Origin of the sequence: Amycolatopsis cynarae (genome assembly GCF_026802195.1) — a bacterium.
Lineage (GTDB): Bacteria > Actinomycetota > Actinomycetes > Mycobacteriales > Pseudonocardiaceae > Amycolatopsis_E > Amycolatopsis_E rhizosphaerae.
In genome coordinates, this window is sequence record NZ_CP113836.1 from 1586214 (window position 1) to 1609600 (window position 23387).

Annotated in this window: 18 protein-coding genes, 1 tRNA gene and 1 pseudogene; 12 read left to right on the forward strand and 8 right to left on the reverse strand. The window is 63.6% G+C overall.

The genetic code is table 11. The features are described from left to right. Nucleotides 1-4: 4 nt before the first annotated feature. Nucleotides 5-1237, reverse strand: coding sequence for a glycosyltransferase family 87 protein (locus ORV05_RS07780; RefSeq protein WP_268757766.1), 1233 nt, complete (start codon nt 1235-1237; stop codon nt 5-7). 164 nt (nt 1238-1401) lie between these two features. Between ORV05_RS07780 and ORV05_RS07785 the strand changes: the two genes are divergently transcribed. Then, nucleotides 1402-1475, forward strand: a tRNA-Pro gene (locus ORV05_RS07785). Nucleotides 1476-2255: 780 nt separating this feature from the next. Then, nucleotides 2256-2567, forward strand: coding sequence for a hypothetical protein (locus ORV05_RS07790; RefSeq protein WP_268757767.1), 312 nt, complete (start codon nt 2256-2258; stop codon nt 2565-2567). Here the strand turns inward: ORV05_RS07790 and ORV05_RS07795 are convergent. Beyond that, entirely contained in the window at nt 2550-4688 is a 2139-nt protein-coding gene (locus tag ORV05_RS07795; protein WP_268757768.1) for an AIPR family protein, read from the reverse strand. The two genes, ORV05_RS07790 and ORV05_RS07795, sit on opposite strands and share 18 nt — an antisense overlap. Nucleotides 4689-4798: 110 nt before the next feature. Next, nucleotides 4799-6022, reverse strand: a complete 1224-nt coding sequence (locus ORV05_RS07800; protein ID WP_268757769.1) for a hypothetical protein — start codon at nt 6020-6022, stop codon at nt 4799-4801. A gap of 468 nt (nt 6023-6490) precedes the next feature. On the opposite strand from ORV05_RS07800, the pseudogene ORV05_RS36575 reads away from it, so the two are divergent. Both ORV05_RS36575 and ORV05_RS07805 read left to right on the forward strand, forming a co-directional pair. Next, nucleotides 6491-6734, forward strand: a pseudogene (locus ORV05_RS36575) (IS256 family transposase); the annotation flags it as partial. A gap of 303 nt (nt 6735-7037) precedes the next feature. Beyond that, nucleotides 7038-7868, forward strand: a complete 831-nt coding sequence (locus tag ORV05_RS07805; protein WP_268757770.1) for a transposase family protein — start codon at nt 7038-7040, stop codon at nt 7866-7868. 65 nt (nt 7869-7933) lie between these two features. Here the strand turns inward: ORV05_RS07805 and ORV05_RS07810 are convergent, their stop codons facing one another. After that, nucleotides 7934-8368, reverse strand: coding sequence for an IS66 family transposase (locus tag ORV05_RS07810; protein WP_268757771.1), 435 nt, complete (start codon nt 8366-8368; stop codon nt 7934-7936). A gap of 74 nt (nt 8369-8442) precedes the next feature. Between ORV05_RS07810 and ORV05_RS07815 the strand changes: the two genes are divergently transcribed. The 3 genes from ORV05_RS07815 (at nt 8443) to ORV05_RS07825 (ending at nt 10219) form a co-directional block, all read left to right on the forward strand. After that, entirely contained in the window at nt 8443-9384 is a 942-nt protein-coding gene (locus ORV05_RS07815) for a hypothetical protein (RefSeq protein ID WP_268757772.1), read from the forward strand. A 105-nt stretch (nt 9385-9489) separates the two neighbouring features. Further along, the gene (locus tag ORV05_RS07820) at nt 9490-9714 is read left to right on the forward strand and encodes a CdiA C-terminal domain-containing protein (RefSeq protein ID WP_268759733.1); all 225 of its coding nucleotides are present in this window, start codon (nt 9490-9492) and stop codon (nt 9712-9714) included. Between the two features lie 22 nt (nt 9715-9736). Further along, nucleotides 9737-10219 carry a SitI3 family protein gene (locus tag ORV05_RS07825; RefSeq protein ID WP_268757773.1) on the forward strand — a complete coding sequence of 161 codons (483 nt, stop codon included), beginning with the start codon at nt 9737-9739 and terminating at the stop codon, nt 10217-10219. 69 nt (nt 10220-10288) lie between these two features. On the opposite strand, the gene ORV05_RS07830 is transcribed toward ORV05_RS07825, so the two are convergent. The 4 genes from ORV05_RS07830 to shbA form a co-directional block, all read right to left on the reverse strand. After that, the gene (locus tag ORV05_RS07830) at nt 10289-11563 is read right to left on the reverse strand and encodes a pentapeptide repeat-containing protein (RefSeq protein WP_268757774.1); all 1275 of its coding nucleotides are present in this window, start codon (nt 11561-11563) and stop codon (nt 10289-10291) included. A 238-nt stretch (nt 11564-11801) separates the two neighbouring features. Continuing rightward, nucleotides 11802-12746, reverse strand: coding sequence for an ankyrin repeat domain-containing protein (locus ORV05_RS07835; RefSeq protein WP_268757775.1), 945 nt, complete (start codon nt 12744-12746; stop codon nt 11802-11804). Nucleotides 12747-12832: 86 nt separating this feature from the next. Next, complete coding sequence (locus ORV05_RS07840) at nt 12833-14071, reverse strand: DNA sulfur modification protein DndB (RefSeq protein ID WP_268757776.1); 1239 nt, start codon at nt 14069-14071, stop codon at nt 12833-12835. A gap of 12 nt (nt 14072-14083) precedes the next feature. Then, nucleotides 14084-14665, reverse strand: coding sequence for an RNA polymerase sigma factor ShbA (gene shbA, locus ORV05_RS07845; protein ID WP_268757777.1), 582 nt, complete (start codon nt 14663-14665; stop codon nt 14084-14086). A 131-nt stretch (nt 14666-14796) separates the two neighbouring features. Between shbA and ORV05_RS07850 the strand changes: the two genes are divergently transcribed. From ORV05_RS07850 to ORV05_RS07870, 5 genes are all read left to right on the forward strand, one after another. After that, nucleotides 14797-16695 carry an N-6 DNA methylase gene (locus tag ORV05_RS07850; protein WP_268757778.1) on the forward strand — a complete coding sequence of 633 codons (1899 nt, stop codon included), beginning with the start codon at nt 14797-14799 and terminating at the stop codon, nt 16693-16695. Between the two features lie 105 nt (nt 16696-16800). Further along, complete coding sequence (locus ORV05_RS07855; protein WP_268757779.1) at nt 16801-18735, forward strand: type I restriction-modification system subunit M; 1935 nt, start codon at nt 16801-16803, stop codon at nt 18733-18735. Then, nucleotides 18732-19931 carry a restriction endonuclease subunit S gene (locus ORV05_RS07860; RefSeq protein WP_268757781.1) on the forward strand — a complete coding sequence of 400 codons (1200 nt, stop codon included), beginning with the start codon at nt 18732-18734 and terminating at the stop codon, nt 19929-19931. Before ORV05_RS07855 ends, ORV05_RS07860 begins: the two co-directional genes overlap by 4 nt. Before the next feature lie 22 nt (nt 19932-19953). Further along, on the forward strand, nt 19954-20817 hold the full coding sequence (locus tag ORV05_RS07865; protein ID WP_268757782.1) for a hypothetical protein: 864 nt from the start codon (nt 19954-19956) through the stop codon (nt 20815-20817). 77 nt (nt 20818-20894) lie between these two features. Then, nucleotides 20895-23387 carry a GmrSD restriction endonuclease domain-containing protein gene (locus ORV05_RS07870; RefSeq protein ID WP_268757783.1) on the forward strand — a complete coding sequence of 831 codons (2493 nt, stop codon included), beginning with the start codon at nt 20895-20897 and terminating at the stop codon, nt 23385-23387.

Below are 23387 nucleotides of genomic sequence, written 5' to 3' on the forward strand. Positions count from 1 at the left end.
CGCCTCAGCGGGCCACGGCCACCGGTTCCGGTGTCACCGGCAGCGCGGGATCCCAGCGGGGCCCGCGCTGCCGGGGCAGCGCGAACGCGAGCAGCAGCGCCAGCCCGATCAGGGGATAGGTCGCCGCGGAAAGCTGCTGCGGCCAGGTCCAGTGCATGTGCACGACCGGGAAGTCGGTGTCGGGCAGGCCGTGGAACGGCGCGAGCTTGAACAGCACCGCCGTCAGGATCGCCCAGGCCGCCCAAGGCACGGCCTGCCACGACCGCGCGTAAGCGTGGCGCGCGACCTGAGCCAGCATCAGCACCAGGGTCGGCACCACCCACACGTAGTAGTGCGACCAGGAGGTCGGGGAAACCAGCAGCGCGATCCCGGCGTTGGCCAGCAGCGCGAGCACCGGCCCCGTCCACCGCATCGCGCGCACCACCAACACCACCAGCACCGCCACGACCAGCAGCCACAGGCCCTTTTCGGCGACGCCGGACAGACCCATGCGGACGAGTGACGCCTCGATCGTCTGGTTGGTCTTGAACGCGGTGCCGCTCACCCCGCCGCCGGAGAGGCCGCCGAGGAACCAGTAGCGGACCGAGGCGGGAAAATCGGCCACGAACCCGATCAGCGCCGCCCCCGCGAACGTCCCGCCCGCCCACGCCGCGGACCGGTAGTCGCGGCGGACCAGGAAGTACAGGATGAACGCCGCCGGCGTCAGCTTGAGCGCCGCCGCCAGCCCGATCCCCACCCCGCGAGGCCACAGCGTCCTGCCCGCCAGGCAGTCCACCGCCACCAGCCCCATCACGATCAGGCTGACCTGGCCGAACTGGTACGTCTGGCTGACCGGCTCCAGGAACACCGTCAGCGGCAGCGCCACCGACGTCACGAGTACCCCGCCCCAGCGGCCCAGCGGCGGCCACACCACCCGCGACACCAGGTAGATCGTCACGGCCAGGCACAGCGTGCTGACCACGTACAACGTGACGACCGCCGCATCCCACGGCAGAATCGCCAGCGGGCTCAGCAACAGCACCGCGAACGGCGGATACACGAACGGCAGCCGCGCGCCGTTGGCCACCGGCGGCAGCGTCCCGTACATGTCGCGCCCGTCCCACCAGGCCTGAACGCCGTAGCGGTAGACCTCGAAGTCGATCTGCGGCCGGGTCGGCATCGCGGTGAACATCCCCCGGAACGCGAAGAACAACCACACGGCGCACAGCACGGGAACGACCCAGAGGTGTTTACGCATCGAGGCCTACCCTAGCGATCGCCCCCGGCCCCTCCCGGCCCGGTGTGCCCATGATCCGGTTCTTCCGGTGTTTCAGCAGGTCGGGGCTGGTGGGGTGCCCTGGTTGAGAGGGCCTGGGAGGGGCGTTATAAGCTAATCGCCGTCACCTGGAACGAGGTGATGGCCGGGACGTGGCGCAGCTTGGTAGCGCACTTGACTGGGGGTCAAGGGGTCGCAGGTTCAAATCCTGTCGTCCCGACGGTCTGAAGAGCCCGCTGGCTCTGGGCGAAAGCCCAGGTCAGCGGGCTTTTTTGCGTTCGGTAGTGGATCTTGCGGGTCTGTCCATTGTGGTCTGGCTGGGTGTCAACAAGGGGGTGAAGGAGAAAATCAGGAGACGATCATGGATCGGCGTTGACCCAAGGCCGTTCGGGGTCGCCTTAGTGATCCCTCCTTCATGAAATGTGACCAATGCCACTGAACTGACGTCAACGGTCGTGGAGGTGTTCACGGCTGTAGTCGGTTGACGACTGTTCGCCGCAATTGGGCGTCGGCGATGGTGGTTAGGGGTCGATGGGTCGGGCTGGGGCATGGTTGCTGGCTGCCGCGAGCGGTTGGCCGCCAGATCATTCGGTCGCTGTCCTTGGAGTCGGCCAGCGTGGTGGGTGCCGGCAAACCGGGGCTACCCGCTTGGCGGCAGTGGCGAACGCGATCTGATGCCCGCCTTGGAGGTCACGGATGGCCAGCCCGCCAATTCGACTTTACGAGCTGGGAAACGGGCGCGGATACGGCCCTCACTGCTATGAGTCTCGCGGGCGGTCACCTCTCCCGTTGTAGACATGCCTGCAGGAGCTCCTCGTGCACCACGGCCGGCGCGAGCAGGCTCAGCCGGCAGTCGACTGGCTCCCGCAACGTCGGGTCTTCAGCGCCGGGCCAAGAACGTGATTCCGGCGGGGCGCGTGTCGTGGTCTTTTAGTGGCGAAGATCAGCCGTCAGCACCAACCTGTGGCATTGACCTTGTGTCGTTGCGACAATGCTTGGCATGAACCAGGACCTTCCGACGGTCACCGTGCGGTTGTGGCGTGCTGGCGCGGTCGTACTGTTCGACTGGTTGATGAGCACCGACCTGGATTCCGTGCCCGTCACTCATTCCGCGCAGAAGCAGGCCTTGGCCGACCTGCTGTCCCGCTTGGAGTACGACCCCGCGCCGGATCTCCTCGGCGTGACCTCGAGGAGATCACCGCAGCGCAACACGAGGTCGTCAAGGACATGGGCTGGTAGCCGCCGCTACGTCCTCATCAAGCCACCCGGGTTTTTTGCCCAGGGTTGCCCGCGCTTACGCGATCCGGTCTGACTCCGTCTCTTCTTCGGCTTCCTGTAGGCGCAGGGCAAGGGTCCACAAACTTTCGCCGCCGTCGACCAGCCACCGGGTAGTGCCCTGGTTCGCGACGGGTTGCTCTTTCCAATCGGCGAGTTGCCACATCTCACGAATGAGACCGGACGGGGAGTACTGCTGCTGGTCGGCTTCCCAGAGGATCGGCTTCGTACGACTGTTGACCCAGGTCGCCCGGCTGCGTCGCAGGTCCTCGGCGAGCCATTCGGCGAGCGCCGCCTGCTCAGTGCTGACGGCGCTGTAGTAGACCAGTGGTGTCCCCTCAGTGATCGCGTTCGCGTCAACGAGGTATGGGACGGTGTTGGGGCGGCGAGGCTTGCGCTCAGGCTTAGCCCGTATGTACTCGGCTGGCAGTGTAGGAGCGTCCTCGCCCGTTGCCGCGGAGCTCAAAACGAGGGTGCTCAGATGTCTTGTCTGCTCCGGGTTTGCGAGGATCGTGCGTATCTGCGTGTCCGCGCCATACTCGGCGTCCGCATGATGGATGAGCCACGGCACGAGTGCGGCGACTGTGTCCGCAACACGTGGCAGAATTTCGTCCTCAAACGGGTAGCTGCGCTCGTCGATCTGAGATATGCCTAGGTGCTTCAAGACCAAGTGAGCGATCAGATACTCACTGTGCTGTGCCACGGCCGCGGCCCTGCCCTCTCGCTGCGATCGCGTGGAGTGCAGGGCTTCACGCACGGCACGCACCGCAGTGACCGCTCTCCAGATCTGCAGGGCTGGGGGGCGTGGATCGAATAGCACATCGTAGGCACCGCGTTCGCCGCGTTCCCAAAGCGGATCTAGTGAGCGGGCTAAGCGTGCGGAGTAGTCGGCGGTCGGGTGAAGGCAGGCGAGCGCGGCAGCGGCCTCCACGATGGAGCAGCCGGACTCGGGCGAGGGGTCGGGGGCGCCGCGCTTGATTGTGTACTGCTTATCCAGGTCTGCGGCGAAATCCTCGCGGATCTCGCTTTGAACTGGGTCGAGCGCAATGAAGTCACGGGCCTCCACGCTGTTCTGCAGATTGGTTGCCTTCGTGACGTCCTCGGTAAATCCGGTGACCCCGTTCGTCGCGATGACCCGAACCCCGACCTTCGCCTGCGCGGCGATCTCCGGATGGATGCGCATCGCCTCTGCGATTGCGGTGACGGTCTGGGCACCGTTGACAATGCTTGCGTTCACTGCTGTCAACTGCATCGGCAAATTGTGCGCGAACTGCATCGAGCCGGGCCGGGCTTCGATGCTGTCACACAGCACTGTGATGCCGTTATTGCGGTACCAGAAGTTGCCCGGCTCAGTGATCAGCGATCGCACAATCCCGCTGTTCGTCCGCGTCGCCCCGAGCGGGTCGCGAATGTTCGCGCGGAACAGGCCTGCGCCATACGTCGCCGACCACGCGGCGACATCCTCTACCCGAACCGAGCCCTGAAAGGAGGTGTGCAGCCCGTCATGCTGATGCCAAGGCCCCAGCGTGACGTCCAGAGTTATGGGCTCGGGTTCACGGTCTTGACGGACCTGCCGACTGAAGTCCTGGGCATGTAAGAAGCAGTACTTGACCCGGGGCCCATGCTGGTTGAACCGCGCCATCGCGTCGTCGAGCACCCGTATCACGTTAGGGCCGGGAGTTGCCGTACCCATCAGCGCGATCACAAGGGTGACCTGCGCGTTGCCTTCGACCATCAAGGCGGACGCAGCCTCCCCGAGAGCCTCACCACGCGCGTTGAACTCGCTGAACCGTTCACGATCGAGATAGTCCAGGCCGCTGACCAGCTCTCTTGCGGCCTCCCGATCGATCTTGGCAGCACCGGTATCGCTCCACTTCGCCTGCACCAGGTAGACGTGCGGTGGCTGCTTGCACAGCGCGATCCCGTCGATGCCCTGATCGGCTATGCCATCTATGACGAAACCTCCGGCCGTAACCGGATCCACCCCAGCGACGATCCGCACGGCCAGCGCAGTCAGCGCCCGCGAAAGCAGCCGCTGCTCTGCGCCCACCACACCATATTGCTGCAGGTCGCCTGCGTAAACATGGCTGGTGTAGCTGCGCTCCAGCGCTGCTCGTACTTGGCGCGCGTGACGCCGTGCGTCCCCCTCAGTAGTCATCCGCCCCGTTCCCTATCTACTGATCAGTTGGTTGTGAGCCTAGCGGTCCTGGCTCACGGCGTGCAGCAAGAATGTCAGCCTCAAACTCACTGTGGTCGGCCGGACGGTTGTCAGAAGAGCGAGTAGTCCGAGGGTGGCCGTCGCATGGCCGCATCCCAATGGCCCTGCACTGCGATTACGGCAGCGTGATTTGTTTCGAGCACACGTTCGATAACTTCCCTGGCCTGGCTATAGCCAGCGTCTCGAGCCCCGAGCCATCCGCCGCCCAGCAGTGCTGCAAACGTGCTGTTGCTCAGGTGTCGTTGAGGGCGGAACTGGAGGTGTCGCCATTGTTCCCAATTTCGGAGATCGGTTGCGAGATGGATGGTTCCGCCGAGCAACCGTTCCTTTGTTGTCTCGAAATCCTTGGTCTTTGCGAACTTGATGAACCCCGGCTTTGGTGCGAGGCGCGGATCGGCGGGGTTTCCCTCGCTCGAGTACAGTGCGTCGATTTCATCGACATACTCCGGGAATGTTCGGTCCGAGCTGTAATGAAGCAACGCGAGGGCGCGGAACTTCGGATGAAAGTAGACGAGAGTCACGCCAGCGGGCCGCTGACCACCTGCGGGCCTGGCGTTGACCAAAGTGACTCCGAGTCCCGATCCATTGTTCTCCCGGGCCAACCGCATCCAGCCGAAATCCACTCCGTTCCGCTGCGACCACAGGACCTTGTGGTCCGGGCATGACCAAAACGTTTCTGGCTCGCGAGCCTCCTTGAGGCCTGTGATCAACGGCGGGTCCGGGGAACCAGCCGACCAGGTCGACAGCTTGGACAACTGGGCGTGCAGATTGGCTGCTTTCAAGGAGAGTGCGACTGCGTCCTGCTCACAGGCTAGGAGAAACCCTGCCTCGCCCCTGACCCTCTTCGGCTCCATCTGACTGAGCAGACATTCCACCTCGCGCGCAGCGTGCTCGCCAGACTTCGCGATCACACCCAATAGCTCGTCGCTCTTAAGTGGAGTCAGTGTTGCGCGACGTCGCAGCCCACTAATTAGCTCGAGGTGCACCTCCGTATCCGACGGTATTAGCACGCCGGGCCTCACCGTTCGACAGAGGTCGAACTCCAAATTCCTGTTGGACGCCCCAGAGAGGTCGCCCGGCAAGACTCGTCCGAGCGCGACGACCGTGACCAAATCATTGGTTCTTTCAACGAAGACAGCCACGGACTGCTTGCCCCGCTTCAAGGTGCGGTACGGGTACGCGTCCAGAGCGATGAGGCCGTTTACCTGGAAGGCTGGCTGCTGCAGAGCCTGCTGAACGTGACCGGCTACCTCGAAAATGACGACCGTCGACAAAGTCTTCCCCCATCCCGCAGTGCACCCATACTAACGCACCTGCTCTTTGTCGATGTACGACATCAACTGATCAGACCTCGGCGGTGTTAGGCGTCCGACGCTCAGAACCGAACCACACGGACATCGACGGGGGCCATGGAGCAATGCTTGAGACCTGTGGATGGCTGGGGGCACGTACTTTCCCACTGGCCCGGTTGGAGGTTCCAAGCATGGCCGACGCGCGCATGTCCGCCGGGAAGATACGACCTCATGCTCAGGTTGTCCCTGACCCTGCTGCTGGCGATGACGGCAGTCCTGACCGGGCGTCGGTTTCGTCTTGATCGATGAGATCGTGCGTGAGGGCGCGCATCTGATGCTGGCCGAGGCGTTGCAGGCTGAGGCGGACGCCTACCTCGGCCGGTTTGTCGGCGAGCGTGACGAGCGCGGTTTGCAACGGGCGCCGCCAGGCGCGGGAGGTTGCACCTCAGGGGTGGGGGCGAGGTCAACGCGCCGCAGGTTAACGACCAACATACCGACCCTGCTATTTGCGAGCGGGTGCGGTCCTCCTCGGCGATCGTGTCGCCGTAGGCGCACAAGACCCCGTAGATCACCGAGGTGTTGTCGCTGCTACATCTGCACGGACTCTCCATTGGGATTTCGTTCCGGCGCTGCGTCAGTTCCTCGGCTCGACGCGAAGGGCCTGTCACCAGCGGTGATCACGAAAATGACCGAGCAGTGAATCGACCGTCAGGCCGGGTGTGTGTGGTACGGCCCGCCGTGGAAGGTTGCACCGAGAAGAACTTTCCTTCCGGACCGAAGTGCAGTCTTGATGATCCCGCGGGCTGGGGCGATTGAGGCATGGTCAGCCCGGCAAGCAACTCGATGCCTTCCTGAGTGAGGTGATCTCACCAACGATTGGTGTCTGGGTTCGGACGACACGGGCAAAGCAATCGATATAGGACAGTGCCCCTGATGGGCGTGGAGTCCCTGGTAGATGAGTTCTCGCCACAAGATCCATCTACACCAAGGACTCCACGTGATTGCCTATCATGCCACACTTGACGTGTCCCGCGACCTGGCCCAATACCTGAGTCGGCTGCTGCGCGCGGAACGCCGCCGACGCGGCACCCGCACCGGCGCCAGGGCGTTGACCTGCTTCGGTCAGGCGGTGCTGGGCCTGCGCTGGTTTCGCCAGAACGCCGAGGTGACCGCGCTGGCCCGTGATGCTGGTATCTCCCGCGCCACGGGCTACCGCTACCTGGACGAGGTTATCGACGTGCTCGCCGCGCAAGCCCCGGACCTGCATGAAGCCCTGAACCGGGCGAAAGCCGAGGGCTTGACCTATGTCATCCTCGACGGAAAGATCTTCTCCGCCGACCGGTGTAGCGAAAAGACCACCAGCGTGAGAGGCAAACAGATTGACCTGTGGTTTTCCGGGAAGGCCCACGAACCGGGCGGCAACATCCAGGCCCTGTCGGCACCGGGCGGCCTGCCGTTGTGGGTCTCGGATGTCGAGCCCGGATCGGTGCACGACCTGACGGCAGCCCGCGAGCACGTGCTGGGCGCGTTGTACTGGGCCGCCTCTCGGCTGGACCTGCCCACCCTGGCCGACGGTGGCTACGGCGGCGCGGGAATCGGCGTGCACACCCCGATCAAACAACCCGCCGATGGTCACGTTCTCGACGTGCACAACCGCACCTACAACGCCTTACTACGCGGGCTGCGGTGCCTGGGCGAACGAGGATTCGCCATACTCACCGGCCGTTGGCGCAGCCTGCGGCACATCACCACCAGCCCGCGCAAGATCGGCGACATCGTGAAAGCCGCACTCACCCTGACCCATTTTGAACATCGAATGATCAAATGAAAGTCGTTGAGATCACGTCAGTGATTCGATGCACCCGCTCGGAACCGTCGACGTAACTGGTCAGGTTATGTGGTGACTGGTAGCCATGGACGTCCTTGGACGAGTTCGGTCAGGACGCGGAGGAATTCTTTGCCGTATTTGGCCGCGGTGGCGAGGTAGGAGTGGATGGCGGCGAAGTTGTGGGCGCCGGTGAGGGTGCGGAGGCAGCCGGAGACTTTCTCGCGCAGGCGGACCATGCGGATTTCTCGTTCGGCGGCGTTGTTGTCGAACGAGACTCGGAAGTCGGTGGCAAACCGCAGGTAGTCGGCTTGCCGGTTGAGTATTCGTTTGGTGAGGGCACGATGCCGGGAGGCCAGCGGATCATCCTGGTGGCGGAGGGTGTTGACTGCGACCTGGGTGGCGGAGCGGATCCTGCCGGCGTGCAGGGCCAACTCTGCCGGATCGAGCGCGGTTTCGCCTGCGGCGACGGCATGCTCGGTGAGGGTTTTCAACTCCAGCAAGGCAGTTCGGATCTGCTCGGTCCGCTGGTGCCTGCGACGGTGCGCGCCAGTTCCAGAACGGTTGGGCCACCGCGATGGACGCCGTCGTCAACGACGGGTTCCGCACCGCCTTCGACCTGGTCGGCGCCATCGGTCGCGGCATCGACCTCTCCGCCCTCAACCACTGGTCCGCTGACCACGACAGCATTCCCGGCCACCCCGCAGGCGACTCACCCTGGACTCCCGTCACGCCAGAGCCGTGGCCCGCCAACAGCGACTTCGCCGTTCTTACCGGGCCCTCCCCGTGGTGGATGCCCGCTTTCCTGGAAAGCTACATTCCCACCGCCGACAACCTTCGCCTCGACGACGCCGCCAACGCCTGCCACACGGCAGCTGGAGCCATCCGTGAACTCACCACCGGCCTGCACAACGATCTCGAAGGCCTGCTCGGCAACAACACCTCCGCCGACCTCGACGAACTCGAATTGTTCTGGCAACAGGTCGCCGGCCCCCAGGCCATCCTCAACGGCCTGCCCCAAGCCCTGGACAGCATCGCCGACAGCCTCGTCGACTTCCGCATCTGGAACGAACACACCCAGGAAGCCATCAAAGACGCCATCAAATCCGCCATCGAGGCTCTCGGCGCCATCGGTGCCCTCTTCGTGCTTGGCAGTATTCTCACCGATGGCACACTCGACGCCATCCTCATCGCCGTCGTCAAAGCACTCCAAACCTTCGGCGTCGACGCCGAAGGCGCCCTGAGCGCTCCCATCGCTGAGGCAGCCGCTGCCGCTATCCCCGCACTCGCCGCCGCGGGCGGCGCCCTCGCCATCGCCCAAGGAATCCAGCCCGCCATCCAAGCCGCGATGAGCAACACCCCCAACCCGGAAATCGAAGGCATCAACGCTACCCAAATCAGCAACGAACTCGGAGCCGAAACACAACCCGTCCGCGATCCAGACCCCAACGCCCAACTCGGTGGCCATCCCACCAAAATCGGAGCCGACGAGAGCGCCGCCAAGAAGCTTGCGCTCTAACGCGAGAACGAATCTGCCACCACCCTCGCCCGAGCGGGATACGACGTCGAACAAAACCCCACCATCCCGGGGGACAAGAACCCCGACTACCGAGTCAACGGCAAGATCTTCGACTGCTACGCGCCCACAACCAGCAACGTGCGCAACATCGCCAGTCGGATGGAAGAGAAAGTTGTCGATGGGCAAACGGATCGTATCGTGCTCAATCTCAGCGACAGCTCAGCGGACGCGGCCGCGATACGTACTCAACTGCATGACTGGCCGATCGAAGGACTCAAGGAGGTCATCGCCATCGATCGACAAGGTACGATACTCCACATCTACCCGTAGCGAGCACCGAGGACTATTTCACATGGCCATTGCCTACAACCTCGAAATGGCGACAAGCTTCACGAAAGAACAAGTCGCCCACGAGGTGCTCGACTCTGGCCAGATCATCGGCATCTTCGACACGTCGGTGCAGGTCGAGCAACTACTCGAAAAGGGAGTTCTCGCGTCTCTGGGAACATGGATTCGGGTATACGAGCCCAGAATTCGGCCGTGGAACCCGGTGGCAGCCGATTTTGGCTTCACGCCAACAGTGTCAATCGTATTCCGCCTCAACAAAGAGGACAGGATGTCAGAGCAGGAAAACGATATGATACGGCTGGTTTCTCGACTACTGGACCGCGTTCCGGGGGATCTGCTGCTGCACTGGGACTACGAGCACATCTGGCTGCTTCGCCGCAGTGATGACCTGAGCGTGAGCGAAGACCCCGGCCTCTGGCCCCCGCAACGATTGACCCTCCTCATCCAGCCATACCGTCGCGCCAGCCACAGCTTCTCCGAGGAGTGACCGGGGCCCCGAGGAATCCAGCTCGGAAATGCAACGTGCTCAACGAGTCGAGTGAACAGGATTCGGAGGCTACTCCTCGAAATAGTCCAAGTCGCGTGGATTCAGCTCAGGTGGTTCGTATGGCATCCCGTCCAGAGTTGCTCCGTCAAACCTGATGTCTCCGGTGAATGCTGCTTTTTCGAAAGTTGCATATCCATTGAAGGCGGCGCCGTGGAACCATGCGTCTCCGCTGAAAATGGTGCCACTGAAATGTGTGTCCTGGCCGAACTGTGCCGATGGTAGCCAGGCATCATTCACGAAACTGGCCTGACTGAAGTTGGTGCTGCTGGAAAAATTTGCACCCGTGAATACTGCCACCCCGGTGAATGATGATTGATCGAAACGCGCTTTACCGAGAAAAATCGAATCACGAAATGTTACGGCGCCGATGAAAGTGCTCTTCTCGAACCTTGCGTCCTCCTCGAACGTGACGCTGTTGAACCGAACGTCTCCCGCGAAGTTTGCGTTGTTGAACCAGGCCTGACCTTTGAATGTCGCGCCTTGGAATCTGGCTTCACTTGTGAAGTCGACTCCGAGAAACATGGTCTCACCAGTGAAGGTCGATTTTGAGAAGTTCGATCGCCTTATTTCGCATTCTCGTAGGCTGAAGTCGATCAATGTGGCACTGTTGAGGTTCAGATCGATATCACGCCAAAAGCGTTCAGGGTCGCCGGTTGGGGTAAGGTGATCTGTGAGAATGTTCTGTGCTGTTAGTCGAACTTCGAGTTCCTCTAGTTCGTGTTTGTACTCGTCGCGGCTATCGTGATCGGCAGGGGATGGCGGGCTTGGCAATGCGTACGGCATTCGGAGATATGCACTTATGACGTTGACTATGGTCTGCCGTTGCCTTGGATTGTCCTGGGCAAGCCGATCCAGTGCGTAGAGGCCCGCCAGTCGGACCGGCGCCTTCTCGGATCCTAGTTGTTCGACGGATTTCAGGTAAAGTTCCGTAATTCGCCGTTCGGCGGCATCGTGTCGTATGTCTTCATTCGCTTGCTCCCGTAGGAGCAGGTCGAATCGCTTTGTCGCCAGATCATGCTCGGCTGTTTGCTGACGGCGTGCTGTAAGCAGCAGCGCCACCGCTCCGCCTGCCCCGAGGACGATGGTACCGACGGTACGGATACCCTCGAGGCGGGCTTGGTTGGCCGGGCTTCCGTTGCCGTACATGCGAAGGAGGAGCCATGCCATCAATACGGCGAAGACGATAAGGATTGCCGCTGAGATGGCAATGGTCTTGTTTGACAGTACTTTTTGATTTCGGCCTGTCGTGGGCTGTTCGGGTGGAACCGGCGGGGTGGCGGCCATCTTGGTAGGATGCAGCGTGCTGGCTGGTTTCGGGCCAGCTTTTCGATCAGATCCCGCGACGAGAGTACGGGCAAGATCACGCAGTGTGCAGACTGTCCCGCCATTCGAATTAATGAACCGACCGGCAGGCGGGTGTGCAGTGTGCCCCGGTTACGGAAGGTTGCACCGAGAAAAACTTTGATTCAGGACCGAAGTGCGGCCTTGATGCTCCCGTGGGCTGGGGTGTTTGAGGCCGCGGTCAGCCCGCCGCAAGCAACTCGATGCCTTCCTGGGTGATTCGATGCACCCGCTCGGAACCGCCGACAACCCTGCACCAGCTTTCGGAGATGAGAGTCTGGTTGTGCCATCGCAGCCGGAATCCGCCGTACATTCCGGGAACGGGGAACCAAAGGCCTCTGTTGGGTGCTTCGAACAGCGGATCGAGTTGCGGTAATGTGAGTGGTTCGGTCCGTTCCAACCCTCGTGTCCTGACGGTGATCAACGCCCAGAGGAAGGTCTGGATATCGGTGAGAACCCCCGCGGGCGGAAATTGGCTCCGGTCGACGGTGAGCAGATGTGCGAGATGGTTGTGTCCATGCTTGAGGGCTACGTCGAGAGGAGTGGCGCCGTTGGCGGCCTTGAGAGTCCGCCAGGCGCCCAGGTCGAGTAATTCCTGGACGATCTCTTCGCCCGCGCCATGCCAGGCGGCCTGGTGCAGTGGGGCGTAGCCGCTTTGTGAGCCGAGCCGGGAGGCGTTGACCCACTCTTTGTCGGTGCGCAGGATGTCCAGCACCGTGTCCCAGTCCCCCGTGTGCGCGGCATGCGCGAGACGATCGCGCTGTTCGACGGCTTCCGGATAGTAGTCGCCGCGGCCTCCGCCGGCCCAGACGACATATTCGATCGCTTCGTCGTCGCGGTCCCCTGCGTCGTGATCTTCCTGTCCGGAGTCGTCGTCTCGGCGTCCGGTGGTCTCGTCGGCGGAGCTCTCGGTGGCAGCGGACACGAGGTTCATCTTGTGGAGTTCGATTTCAAGCGCATGTTCCCGGCACCACTCGTGCCACGCATCCACGCCCTGCCGCTTCAAAATCTCGATGGCTTCAGGCGAATATGCCGGGTGCCCCGCTGTGCCGTAGATCTTGGCGCCGTTGGGCAACTCGTGGATGGGTAGGCCAAGGTTCGGATCGAAATCACTGTTGTCGGACAAGCGACTGCCTTCCTGAAGCTTCGACTCGCGACTGACCAGTCGCAGGTACCTGCCGTGCTGTTACAGGGTTCCTCGCAGCCTGGGTTTCAGCCCCGGTCGGTCCTGGGGGCGTTGGGGTACCAAGCGGTGAGGATCGTGACGAGGTGCTGGAGGTTCTGGGTGCGCATGACGGGGGCGGAGGCGCGGGGTTCGAAGTCGGTGCTGGCTTCGGTGTGGCGCCAGAGGCTGTCTTCCGTGATGGGTGCGGTCATGTGCGGAGCGAGGGTGTGGAAGTAAGCGGTGATGTCGTCGTCGGAGATCTCCTTGTTCTGCAGGGCGTGGTAGGTGCCTGCGAGCACGCGGAGCATGCCGACGGAGCCGAGCAGGGACCGGCTGCGCAGGTCGGTGGGGGCGAGGGTGCCTTCGGCGACGTCGGCGAGGTCGGTGAAGGCTTCGGTGATGCTGTCGAGGAAACCGTGGACGACTTCGATGACGGCTTCGTCGGAGAGTTCGGCCTCACGGCGGGCGCTGATGCGTCCGCCGACGCCGACCGCGACGGCCTTGGTGAGGTCGGCGACGTGTTTGGCGCCGATGAGGTTGGTGTTGTTGCGGGTCATGCGGTCCTGTTCAAGGTCGACACGACCCTTGAGCAGGGCGTGGTCGATCACGCGGTCGAGGGTGCGGTTGGCGATCTTGGAGCCGTCGAAGCGGGCGCGCAGGGCGGTGGAGATACCCTTGGCGTTGTCGGCGACGTCGACGAACATCTGCCGGGCGCGCACGGAGTCGGGTTCGACGTAGATGTCCAGTCCGATCGCTTCGTTGCCCAGCCGGGCGAGGCGGCCGCGCAGGTCGTGCAGCTTCGCTTCCAGTTTGGCCTGTCGATCGCCGGAGCGGGTGCGGGACAGGTCGCGTTCGGTTTTGGCGGTTTCGTCGGACAGTCGCCGGGTTTCGAGGTGGCTGCCGAGGATGCGGTGCTGCCCGTCGATGGTGCTCAGCGCGCCGAAAGCACCGGTCGACCAGGGGATTTCGAGGTAACCGATCTGCCCGTCGGCGCCGTCGAGGGGCTGGAAGGTGCAGCCGCCGTTGTCGCGGGCGAGCAGCGCGGGCGCGACCCAGGGTTCGTGCTGGGAGATGTAGTCGCCGAACGAGCGCGCGTGGCGCGGGTCGACCTTGCGGTTGTCGGGGTCGGGCTGGGACGGGTCGGGCAGCGGGAGGATCTTGTCCAGGTCGAGCAGCGGCACGCGCGTGCTGTAGACGGTGCGTCCGCCCTGCACACTGCGCATGGCGAGGTAGGTGTCGGAGCGGCGCCCGGCGGTGACTCGGGTGGTGTCGACGGTGAGGGACATGGTGTTCCTTTCCTAAGGGGTGGACCGGTTCTTGAGCAGGCGGCGGAGTTTCTCCAGCGCGCGGTACTGGGCGACGCGGACCGCGCCGGGCGTGGACGACATCAGGGCGGCGGTTTCCTCGGAGGACATCTCGTTGATCACGCGGTGGACGAGGATGTCTCGTTGTGCCTCGGTCAGCGTGCCGAGCAGTTGCTGTACCTGGTGCCGCAGTTCGACCTCCAGCGCGGCGTGCTCGGGACCGGTGTCGTACTCGGCGTGGTCGGGTACGTCCGCGACCGGGGTGACCGGTTCCCGCTGGCGTTTGCGGTAGAAGTCGGCGACCTTGTGGGCGGCGATGCCGAAGACGAAGGCCGGGAACCCGTGTTCGCTCCGGCGATAGGACGGCAGCGCCTTGAAGACGGCGAGCAGCACTTCCTGTGCGACGTCGTCCGCTGAGGCGTAGGTGCTGTGGTGCCAGCCGATGCGGCCTCGGCAGTAGCGGATCACCCTGGGCTGGATGGCGGCCAGCAACCGGGCCACGGCGTTCCGATCGCCGTCACCTGCGATACGAGCAAGCGACTCGAGATCGACGCAGGGTTCCGCGCAGAGAGTCATGAGCAAGCCTTCGACTGGAAGAAACAACCCGACTGGGTGTTGACGATGCTTAGTTAAGCATCGTTGATGTTCACAGTCAACAAGCAAACTTGACTGTGTTAGGCTAACGCCTGTTCAATCTGGAGGTGGGCATGTCAGATGGAACGCTGGTGACGGCGGCGGAGATCGCGCGCCTGGCCCACGTCGGCCGAGCGGCGGTGAGCAACTGGCGCAGGCGTCATCCGGACTTCCCGGAGCCAGTGGTCGGCGCGGGGGGAGCTCCGGCCTTCCGGCTCGACGAGGTGGAGCGTTGGCTGCGCAAGCAGGGGAAACTCACCCAGACAGCTCCGGTGGAGGCGGTGTGGCGCGCCTTGGAAACCGACGCGGACGTGCTGAAACTGGTCGCCGACATCGCAGCTTACGTGCGCGACGGTGCTCATGAGGAGCTACCCCGGAACCTGCGGAAGGTGGTCGACGATCTCGCCGACGAGGTGCCACCGGAGGAGCTGATCGAGTCACTGTGCGCCCGCGCGTTCGAACGGCAACAGCGCCAGCACCTGGTGACCCCGCCGGAACTGGCCCGCTTGATGGTCAAGTTGGCCGCCCCGGTCACCGGCACCCTCTTCGATCCCGCCTGCGGCTCGGGCACCATCCTGCGCGCCGCCGCCGAAGCCGGTGCGAAGCACCTGGCCGGTCAGGAAATCGACCCAACTCTGACCCGGCTCGCACAGGCGCGCCTGCACCTACGAAACCCCGTGGACATCGCCACCGGCGACGCGCTGCGCGCCGACGCCTTCGACGCTCTGCGCGCCGACACGGTCGTCTGCGATCCGCCCTTCGGCTACCGCGATTGGGGCCATGAGGAACTCGGCTTCGATCCGCGCTGGGAATACGGTTTCCCAGTGAAGGGCGACCCCGAACTCGCCTGGGTCCAGCACTGCCTCGCGCACACCAAACCGGGCGGCACGGTGGTGATAGCGCTTCCCGCAGGAGTGGCTTCCCGCCGTTCGGGCCGGGCCATCCGCCAGGCACTGCTCCGGCGCGGGGCGCTCCGAGCGGTGATCGCCCTGCCTTCCGGCGTGCTGATGTCCACCGGCATCCCCATCCACCTGTGGATCCTGCGCAACCCGGACACCGTCGGCGCCGACCCCGTGTTTCTCCTCGACACCAGCCACCAACAACCACCCCGTCGCGGCCAAGTGGACTGGGACGCGCTCGAACACGACATCCTCGACGGCTGGCGTGAGTTCCACACAACCGGCACCACCAGCGAAGTCCCTGGCCGACGGCGGGTGATCGAACCGATCGAACTGCTTGACGAGGACGTCGACCTCACCCCCGCCCGCCACCTGCCGCAGCCGGTCGTCGAACTCGATCTCGCCGCCATCGAGCGGACCTGTGAGCAACTGGAGCGCACCCTCGGTGAGCTGGGCGGACTAATCCCGAAGGTACGCGAGACCGGGCGCCAGGCACGCGCTTTCACCACCATTGGGGACCTGGCCCGGGCGGGGGCGCTGGTGCTGAAACACCAGATTGGGCCGTTGGAAACGGCCGAAGACGCGAGCGGCCCCCAGGTGCTGCGGGGACGGGACGTGATCACCGGCGACGAACCCGGTGAGCGCTACGCCGGTCACGACCAGGACGAACTGGTGAAGCTGCGGCCCGGCGACGTGGTGGTGCCGGTGGTAGCCGCCGGCGACGGCGCGCTCAAAGCACGAGTAATCGACGAGAATGACCTGGTACTGGGGCCGAACCTGCAACTGATCCGGGTGGACGAGAGCACACTGGACCCCCACTTCCTCGCCGGGCAGATCCGCGGCGCCGGTCAGGCCCGGGCGGTCGGCGCGACGGCCTCAGGGGTACGCAGGGTCGATGCCCGGCGGGTGGAGATCCCCGTGCTCGACCTGGAGGGCCAACGACGGCTCGGCAGGGCCTTCCAGCAGCTTGAGTCGTTCAGCTTGGGCCTGCGCCACGCCGCTGATCTCGGTGCTCGCCTGGCCGGGCAACTCATCGACGGCCTCGCCGACGGGGCCGTCGAACCAGGCGAGTAGAAACGATTCCTACCTCGGCAACGACGACACCACCGTTACGTAGTCCTCAAAGGGGGAAAGTTTGTGAGCAGCACGCATACTCGGTTGGCAAGTTTCATCTGGTCCGTGGCCGATCTGCTGCGCGGTGACTACAAGCAGTCGGAGTACGGCAAGGTGATCCTGCCGTTCACCGTGCTGCGCAGGCTCGACTGCGTCCTGGCACCGACGAAGGACAAGGTGCTGGAACGCAAGGCCAAACTGGCCGAACAGGGCGTGCAGAACGTGGATCGCCTGCTCAAGAAGGCCGCGGAGGTGGACTTCTACAACACCTCGAAACTGGACTTCCAGGCCGCGGTGCGGGACCAGGACAACGTCGCCAACAACCTGAAGTCCTACATCGGCGGGTTCTCCGACAACGCGCGGGAGATCTTCGACGCCTACGAGTTCCCGGTCCAGTTGGCCAAGCTCGACGGCGCTGGGCTGACCTACCAGGTGGCGTCGAAGTTCGCCGAGATCGACCTGAGCCCGGAGAAGGTGGACAACCATGACATGGGCTACGCGTTCGAGGAGCTGATCCGGCGGTTCTCGGAAATCTCGAACGAGACCGCCGGTGAACATTTCACGCCGCGTGAGGTTATCCGGTTGATGGTAAACCTACTGCTGGCGCCGGATGAAGAGGACCTGACCACGCCGGGCGTGGTGAAGACCGTGCTGGACCCGGCATGCGGGACGGGCGGGATGCTCACAGCGGCCGAGGAGTTCATCCTGGAGCACAACCCGCAGGCCAAGGTGGTGCCGCACGGCCAGGAACTGAACGCCGAATCCTACGCCATCTGCAAGTCCGACATGCTGATCAAGGGCGAGAACGCCGCGAACATCAAGCTCGGCAACTCGTTCAGCCACGACAAGCACTACGGCAAGACCTTCGACTATCTGCTCGCGAACCCGCCGTTCGGGGTGGAGTGGAAGAAGGTCAAGGACGACGTCGAGACCGAGGCGAAGATCGGCTTTGCTGGCCGGTTCGGCGCCGGACTGCCTCGCATCAACGACGGTTCGCTGCTGTTCCTGCAGCACATGATCCATCACATGAAGAAGCCGGAGCAGGGCGGCTCACGGCTGGCGATCGTCTTCAACGGCTCACCGCTGTTCACCGGCGCGGCCGAGTCGGGCGAGTCGAAGATCCGGCAGTGGATCCTGGAGAACGACTGGCTGGAGGCCATCGTCGCGCTGCCGGACCAGCTCTTCTACAACACCGGCATCTCCACGTACTTCTGGATTCTCACCAACCGGAAGGACGAGGCGCACCGGGGCAAGGTGATCCTGCTCGACGCGCGGGAACACTGGCAGAAGATGCGCAAGTCGCTGGGCGACAAGCGGAAGCAGATCCCGGACGAGGCGATCGCCAAGCTCACCGAGTTGTACGGCGAGGCGCTGACGGCCGCCGAAGACCCCGAGCACCCGATGCACGAGAAGGTGAAGGTCTTCTCCCCGCGGGACTTCGGGTACCGACGGATCACGGTGGAGCGGCCGTTGAAGCTGCGGTTCGAGGTGACCGAGGAAGCGCTGGCGGAACTGGAGTTCGCCAAGCCGCTGGCGAAGTACGAGGGCAAGGACAAGCTGATCGAGGCGCTGCGCGGGCTGGTCGGAAAACCTGCCGCGTTCCGCAAGGTGGACTTCGCGAAGACGCTGAAAGAAACGCTGGTTCCCCTGGGGAAGCTGCCGTTGGCGGTGGACAAGGCAGTCTGGGCGGCGGTATCGGTAAGCGACCCGGAAGGCGAGTTGCAGACCGACCGCAAGGGCGACCCGCTGCCCGACCCCGACCTGCGCGACAACGAGAACGTCCCCCTCGACGAGGACATCAACGAGTACATGGCGCGCGAGGTCCTGCCGCATGTCCCGGACGCCTGGGTGGACCACGACAAGATCAAGGTGGGGTACGAGATCCCGTTCACGCGGCACTTCTACAAGTATGTGCCGCCGAGACCGCTTGAGGAGATCGACGCGGAGTTGAGGGAGCTTGAGGCGGAGATCCAGCGTCTGCTGAGCGAGGTGACGGAGTGAGCAAGAACCTGGTTCCGCTCTGGTCGGTCGCTTCAGAGGTTCGGAAAGTCGTGGAGCCCGCTTCTCTTGGGAAGGAGGTCTTCCACTACAGCATTCCATCTCTAGACGAAATTGGCGACGGAAGGATGGAGTCGAGTTACGACATTAAGTCGGCGAAGTTGCATCTCAAAGGTGACGAAATCCTCGTCAGCAAGTTGAATCCACGGAAAAGTCGTGTGTTTTTGGCGCAAAAACGAGACGTTCCTTCGGTGGCATCAACAGAATTTGTCGCACTCCGCCCATTTAAAATCGAACCGAAATTCCTTTTCTATCTTCTTAGTTCTGAAATGGTGAGGCAAACGCTTGATTCGCGAGTTCAGTCGGTAACTCGAAGTCATCAACGCGCCAGCCCTGCAGATGTCACCAGACTTCAGGTCTATGTCCCGTTGATCGAGGAGCAGCGGCGCATTGCCGACTTCCTTGACGTTGAGATTTCGAAAATAGATCAGCTCATAGAGCTGAGATGCTCTCAGCTTGTGGTCTTGCGGGAGAGGTATGAAGCTCGCATTGATCAGTTGTTTTCGTCGACGGTGAACATGAGGGTGACCCGCCTAAAGCGGCTGCTCCGTGCTCGTCCCAGGTATGGAGTCCTTGTTCCCCAATTTACGGACGATGGAGTTCCCTTCATACGAGTCAATGATCTTTCTGATCTTGAAGCTCGATCTAAAGAACTTCTGTGTATACCTAAGGCGCTATCTGCTCAGTATCGAACGACAATTGTTCGGGAAGGAGATCTCCTTGTTAGTGTTGTTGGAACGCTAGGACGTGCCGCAATTGCCTCCCCTTCTGTTGTTGGGGCAAATGTAAACCGGGCGATTGCGATAGTAAGGACAAAACCGGGGGTGGAAGTGGAACTGCTTCGTCAGTGGATGTTAAGCAAGAGTTTTACAAAGCAGGCACTTGAAGCAACTGCCTCCGATAGTGCGCAACGGACACTCGGAATGGAGGATTTGTCGAATTTTGTCCTCGCGTGGCCGATCGATACCTCGACGCAACGTAGTATGGTCCTTGACGCGAGGCGCATCGAGGGTGATTCGCGAACAATGAGGGAACCTGTGTCGCGGCAACTCGCTCTCCTTGCCGAGCGGCGCCAAGCGCTGATCACCGCCGCCGTGACCGGTCAGCTTGACGTGACCACCGCCCGCTCCGGACTGTAACTATGGCGACTGGGGGCATCGATTGAGCACGACGGAACCCGTGGCGGACAGTCAGTCGACGCAGGACCCGGCCGCCGCCAAATGCAGGGTCGGGGCGGCGGCCAGGGCCGTACTGGACGACATCTTGTCGTTCGCGCAGCGGGCCGTCGCCTTGCTGTCCACATCGGACGCCCTGCGCGAAAGCGGGCTTCAGCAGGCCACCATCCTCACCAAGCAGCGAGCGCGGGCGGCACTGAAAGACCGGCCAGTCATCGAACTTCGCGACCTGGTCGGCAAGGGAGCCCGCCTGGGTGCCGGGTACCGGAGCGTCTCAGCGGTCGTCCTCGCCAATCCCCAGCAACTCGAGGCAGTGCCGGGAATCGGACTGCAGACGGCCCATCAGGTGTCGGCGGCCGCTCGCTGTCTTTCACAAGAAGTCCGTCAGGAGACCCGGGTCCGCCTCGATCCGGACCGTCAGTATCTCGGCCAGACTCAGCTCCTTGCCACGCCGCCGCCCCGCCACGCCGACAGCGCCCACTCCAGGCTGCAGGATCCGCTCTACCTGTTCATCACCCGCACCACGCAACTGGTGGAAGAGTCGGAGCCGACTACCAGTCGCGTCGCCATGTTCTTTTACGGCCGGGCGGAGAAGATGGCCACTCACCGCGCTCGCCAAACTCGAAGCAATTCTGGCCGAATCCTGGACAGCCGCCCTGCGGCAGACCGTCGAACTGCAGAAAAAGGCCGTCGATCCCGGCTCCTACACCCCCGCCCGGCTGTGGCAGGAGTACGCCGACGATGCCGCGAGCGTAGCGAACACCATCCGGTCACCCTCGACGACGAGGCCATCCCGCTCAAGGAACGCATCATCCTCGCCGAGCGGCACCGCCTCGGCGTCCAGTCCTGAAACGAAGGGGAAATAACGTGGTCGCGGCACGCGAGACGACGTTGCAGGAGCTCTTGGAGGGTTCCAAGCAGTATCAGGTGCCCCTGTATCAGCGGACATACTCCTGGAAGGACGGCCAGCTTGAGCGGCTGTGGGACGACCTTGTCCAACTGGCGAAGGACCGCGTTGATGATCCGGAACTGACCCACTTCATGGGCTCCGTGGTGCTCGCGCCCAGTCCGGCCAACGGACCGACCGGGGTGCAGGAATTCCTGGTGATCGACGGCCAGCAGCGCCTGACCACCCTGTCCATTCTGCTGTGCGCCATTCGCGACCACCGTGCCAAGCACGAGAGTCTCGAGCACCGGGAGCGGATCGACCAGCAGTACCTGACCAACAGGTGGAAGCCGGAAAAGCAGCGCCTCAAGCTGGTGCCGACGCAGGCCGACCGTGCTGCCTACCTGGCCTGCCTCGACGCCACCCCGCAGGCTGGCGGCAGTGACCGCATCGGCGCCGCTTACCGATTCTTCTCGGCCCAACTCGCCGCTACCGATGATCCAGGCGACCCGGCCGACATCGAGCGGATCGAGGACGCGGTGATCTCCGGGTTCGCGCTGGTGTCCGTGACCGCGCAGCGCGGAGACAACGCACACCGGATCTTCGAGTCGTTGAACAACACCGGCCTCAAGCTCACTCAGGCTGACCTGCTGCGCAACTACCTGTTCATGCGCCTGCCCACGCGCGGCGATGCGGTCTACGAATCGCTGTGGCTGCCCCTGCAGGAAAATCTCACCAGTGACCAGCTCGAACTTCTTTTCTGGCTGGATCTGGTCCAGCGTGACCCGAGGATCAAGCAGACCGACACCTACGTTCGTCAGCAGCGCCGTCTGGACAAGATGCACACCGAGGAGGAGATCGAGCAGGAGGTCACCCGGTTCGGCCGGCTCGGTGCGTTCCTTCGGACCATCCTCGATCCGGCACGGGAAACCGACCCGGCGGTGCGGCACCGCCTCGAACGGCTCGGCGCGTGGGGCACCACCACCGTCTACCCGGTGCTGCTGAACCTGCTCGACCGGCGCGAGCAGGGTACCGCGAGCTCCGCCGAGATCGCCACCGCGATGCTCTACCTGGAAAGTTACTTCGTCCGGCGGCTGCTCATCGGCCGCGCCACCGCCAGCATCAACCGCGTCATGCTGTCCGCGGTGACGGAAATGGACCCAAGCGTTTCGGTCGACCAGGCCATCCGCGACTACTTGTCGAGCGGCCGGAAGTACTACGCCAGTGACCGGGACATCCGGTCCGCGGTCCAGTCTGTGCCCTACTACCTCAACGGACGACCGAACCAGCGGGCGCTCGTGCTGCAGTGGCTGGAGGAGACCTACAGCAGCAAGGAGCCGGTCGAACTGTCCTCCCTCACCATCGAACACGTGCTGCCCCAGACGCCCACCGCCGAATGGAGGCATACACTGGCGGAGGACCTGGAGCCGGGCGAGGATTTCCAGCAGGTGCACGAGGCGATCGTGCACACCCTGGGCAATCTCACGCTGACCGGCTACAACGCCAAGCTCAGCAACAGTGCCTTCAAAGTGAAACGGGCCCAGTTCGCCGCCAGCGGCCTGCTGATGAACCAGGAGATCGCCCAGGAGGAGCGGTGGGGGCGGCCGCAGATTCTGCACCGCGCCGACACCCTCGCCGACCGGGTGATCTCCGAATGGCCTGGACCGACATCTCGGGACAGCGGCGCGTCGGGCGCGTCGGCGCCCGCGTGGGATGTGCTGACCAAAGCCCTCGCCGAACTGCCCGCCGGGTCCTGGACCACCTACGGCGACCTGGCCGCCCTGATGGGCAGCCACCCCGTCGCAGTCGGCCAACGGCTCGCCACCGTCGGACCCATCCCGAACGCCCACCGCGTCCTCCAGTCCGACGGCAAGGTATCGCCGAACTTCGCCTGGCTGGACCCGGAACGCACGGACAAGCCGAGAGACCTGCTCGAAGCGGAAGGCGTGACTTTCGACCAGCACGGCCGGGCCAACCCGGAGCAGCGCCGGACCACCGACGACCTCGCCCTGCTGATCGGCGCGGAGGTACCGGAACTGGTGCCCTACCCGGCCCCCGGTCAGGCGCCGGACCTGCGGGACCGGTTCCGCAAGCAGTTGATCGACTGGCAGGGCCGCGAGGTCGCCCGGGCCGTGATCAAGGTGCTCGACGCGTGGGTCGGGATCGGCGGACACCTGTACTACGGGACCGCGAACGAGACCTCCTGCTTCCTCATGTCGCGCGACAAGTCCGGGCCAAACGGCGACATTTGGCCTGCCGCCGTCTACCCGGGTGGGCGGTTCGAGGTGGTCTTCCAGCACCTCGGCACCCGGCCGCGTTTCAACGACCCCGCCCTCCGCGACGAGTTCCGGCAACGGCTGAACAAGATCGACGCTATCGACTTCCCCGAGTCGAAGCTCGACAAGCGCCCGAGCTTCGACATCGAACTGCTCGCGGACGCCGCGAAGCGGGAACAGCTCGTCGAGGTGCTTGCGTGGTTCCACAGGCTCGCCTGTAACGACACCCTGCCCGGCAGCGACGCTCCGGCAGACTGA

Coding starts and splice junctions, on each gene's coding strand:
- ORV05_RS07780 (WP_268757766.1), bottom strand. CDS start 1,237: ATGCGTAAACACCTCTGGGTCGTTCCCGTGCTGTGCGCCGTGTGGTTG.
- ORV05_RS07790 (WP_268757767.1), top strand. CDS start 2,256: ATGAACCAGGACCTTCCGACGGTCACCGTGCGGTTGTGGCGTGCTGGC.
- ORV05_RS07795 (WP_268757768.1), bottom strand. CDS start 4,688: ATGACTACTGAGGGGGACGCACGGCGTCACGCGCGCCAAGTACGAGCA.
- ORV05_RS07815 (WP_268757772.1), top strand. CDS start 8,443: ATGGACGCCGTCGTCAACGACGGGTTCCGCACCGCCTTCGACCTGGTC.
- ORV05_RS07825 (WP_268757773.1), top strand. CDS start 9,737: ATGGCCATTGCCTACAACCTCGAAATGGCGACAAGCTTCACGAAAGAA.
- ORV05_RS07830 (WP_268757774.1), bottom strand. CDS start 11,563: ATGGCCGCCACCCCGCCGGTTCCACCCGAACAGCCCACGACAGGCCGA.
- ORV05_RS07840 (WP_268757776.1), bottom strand. CDS start 14,071: ATGTCCCTCACCGTCGACACCACCCGAGTCACCGCCGGGCGCCGCTCC.
- shbA (WP_268757777.1), bottom strand. CDS start 14,665: ATGACTCTCTGCGCGGAACCCTGCGTCGATCTCGAGTCGCTTGCTCGT.
- ORV05_RS07850 (WP_268757778.1), top strand. CDS start 14,797: ATGTCAGATGGAACGCTGGTGACGGCGGCGGAGATCGCGCGCCTGGCC.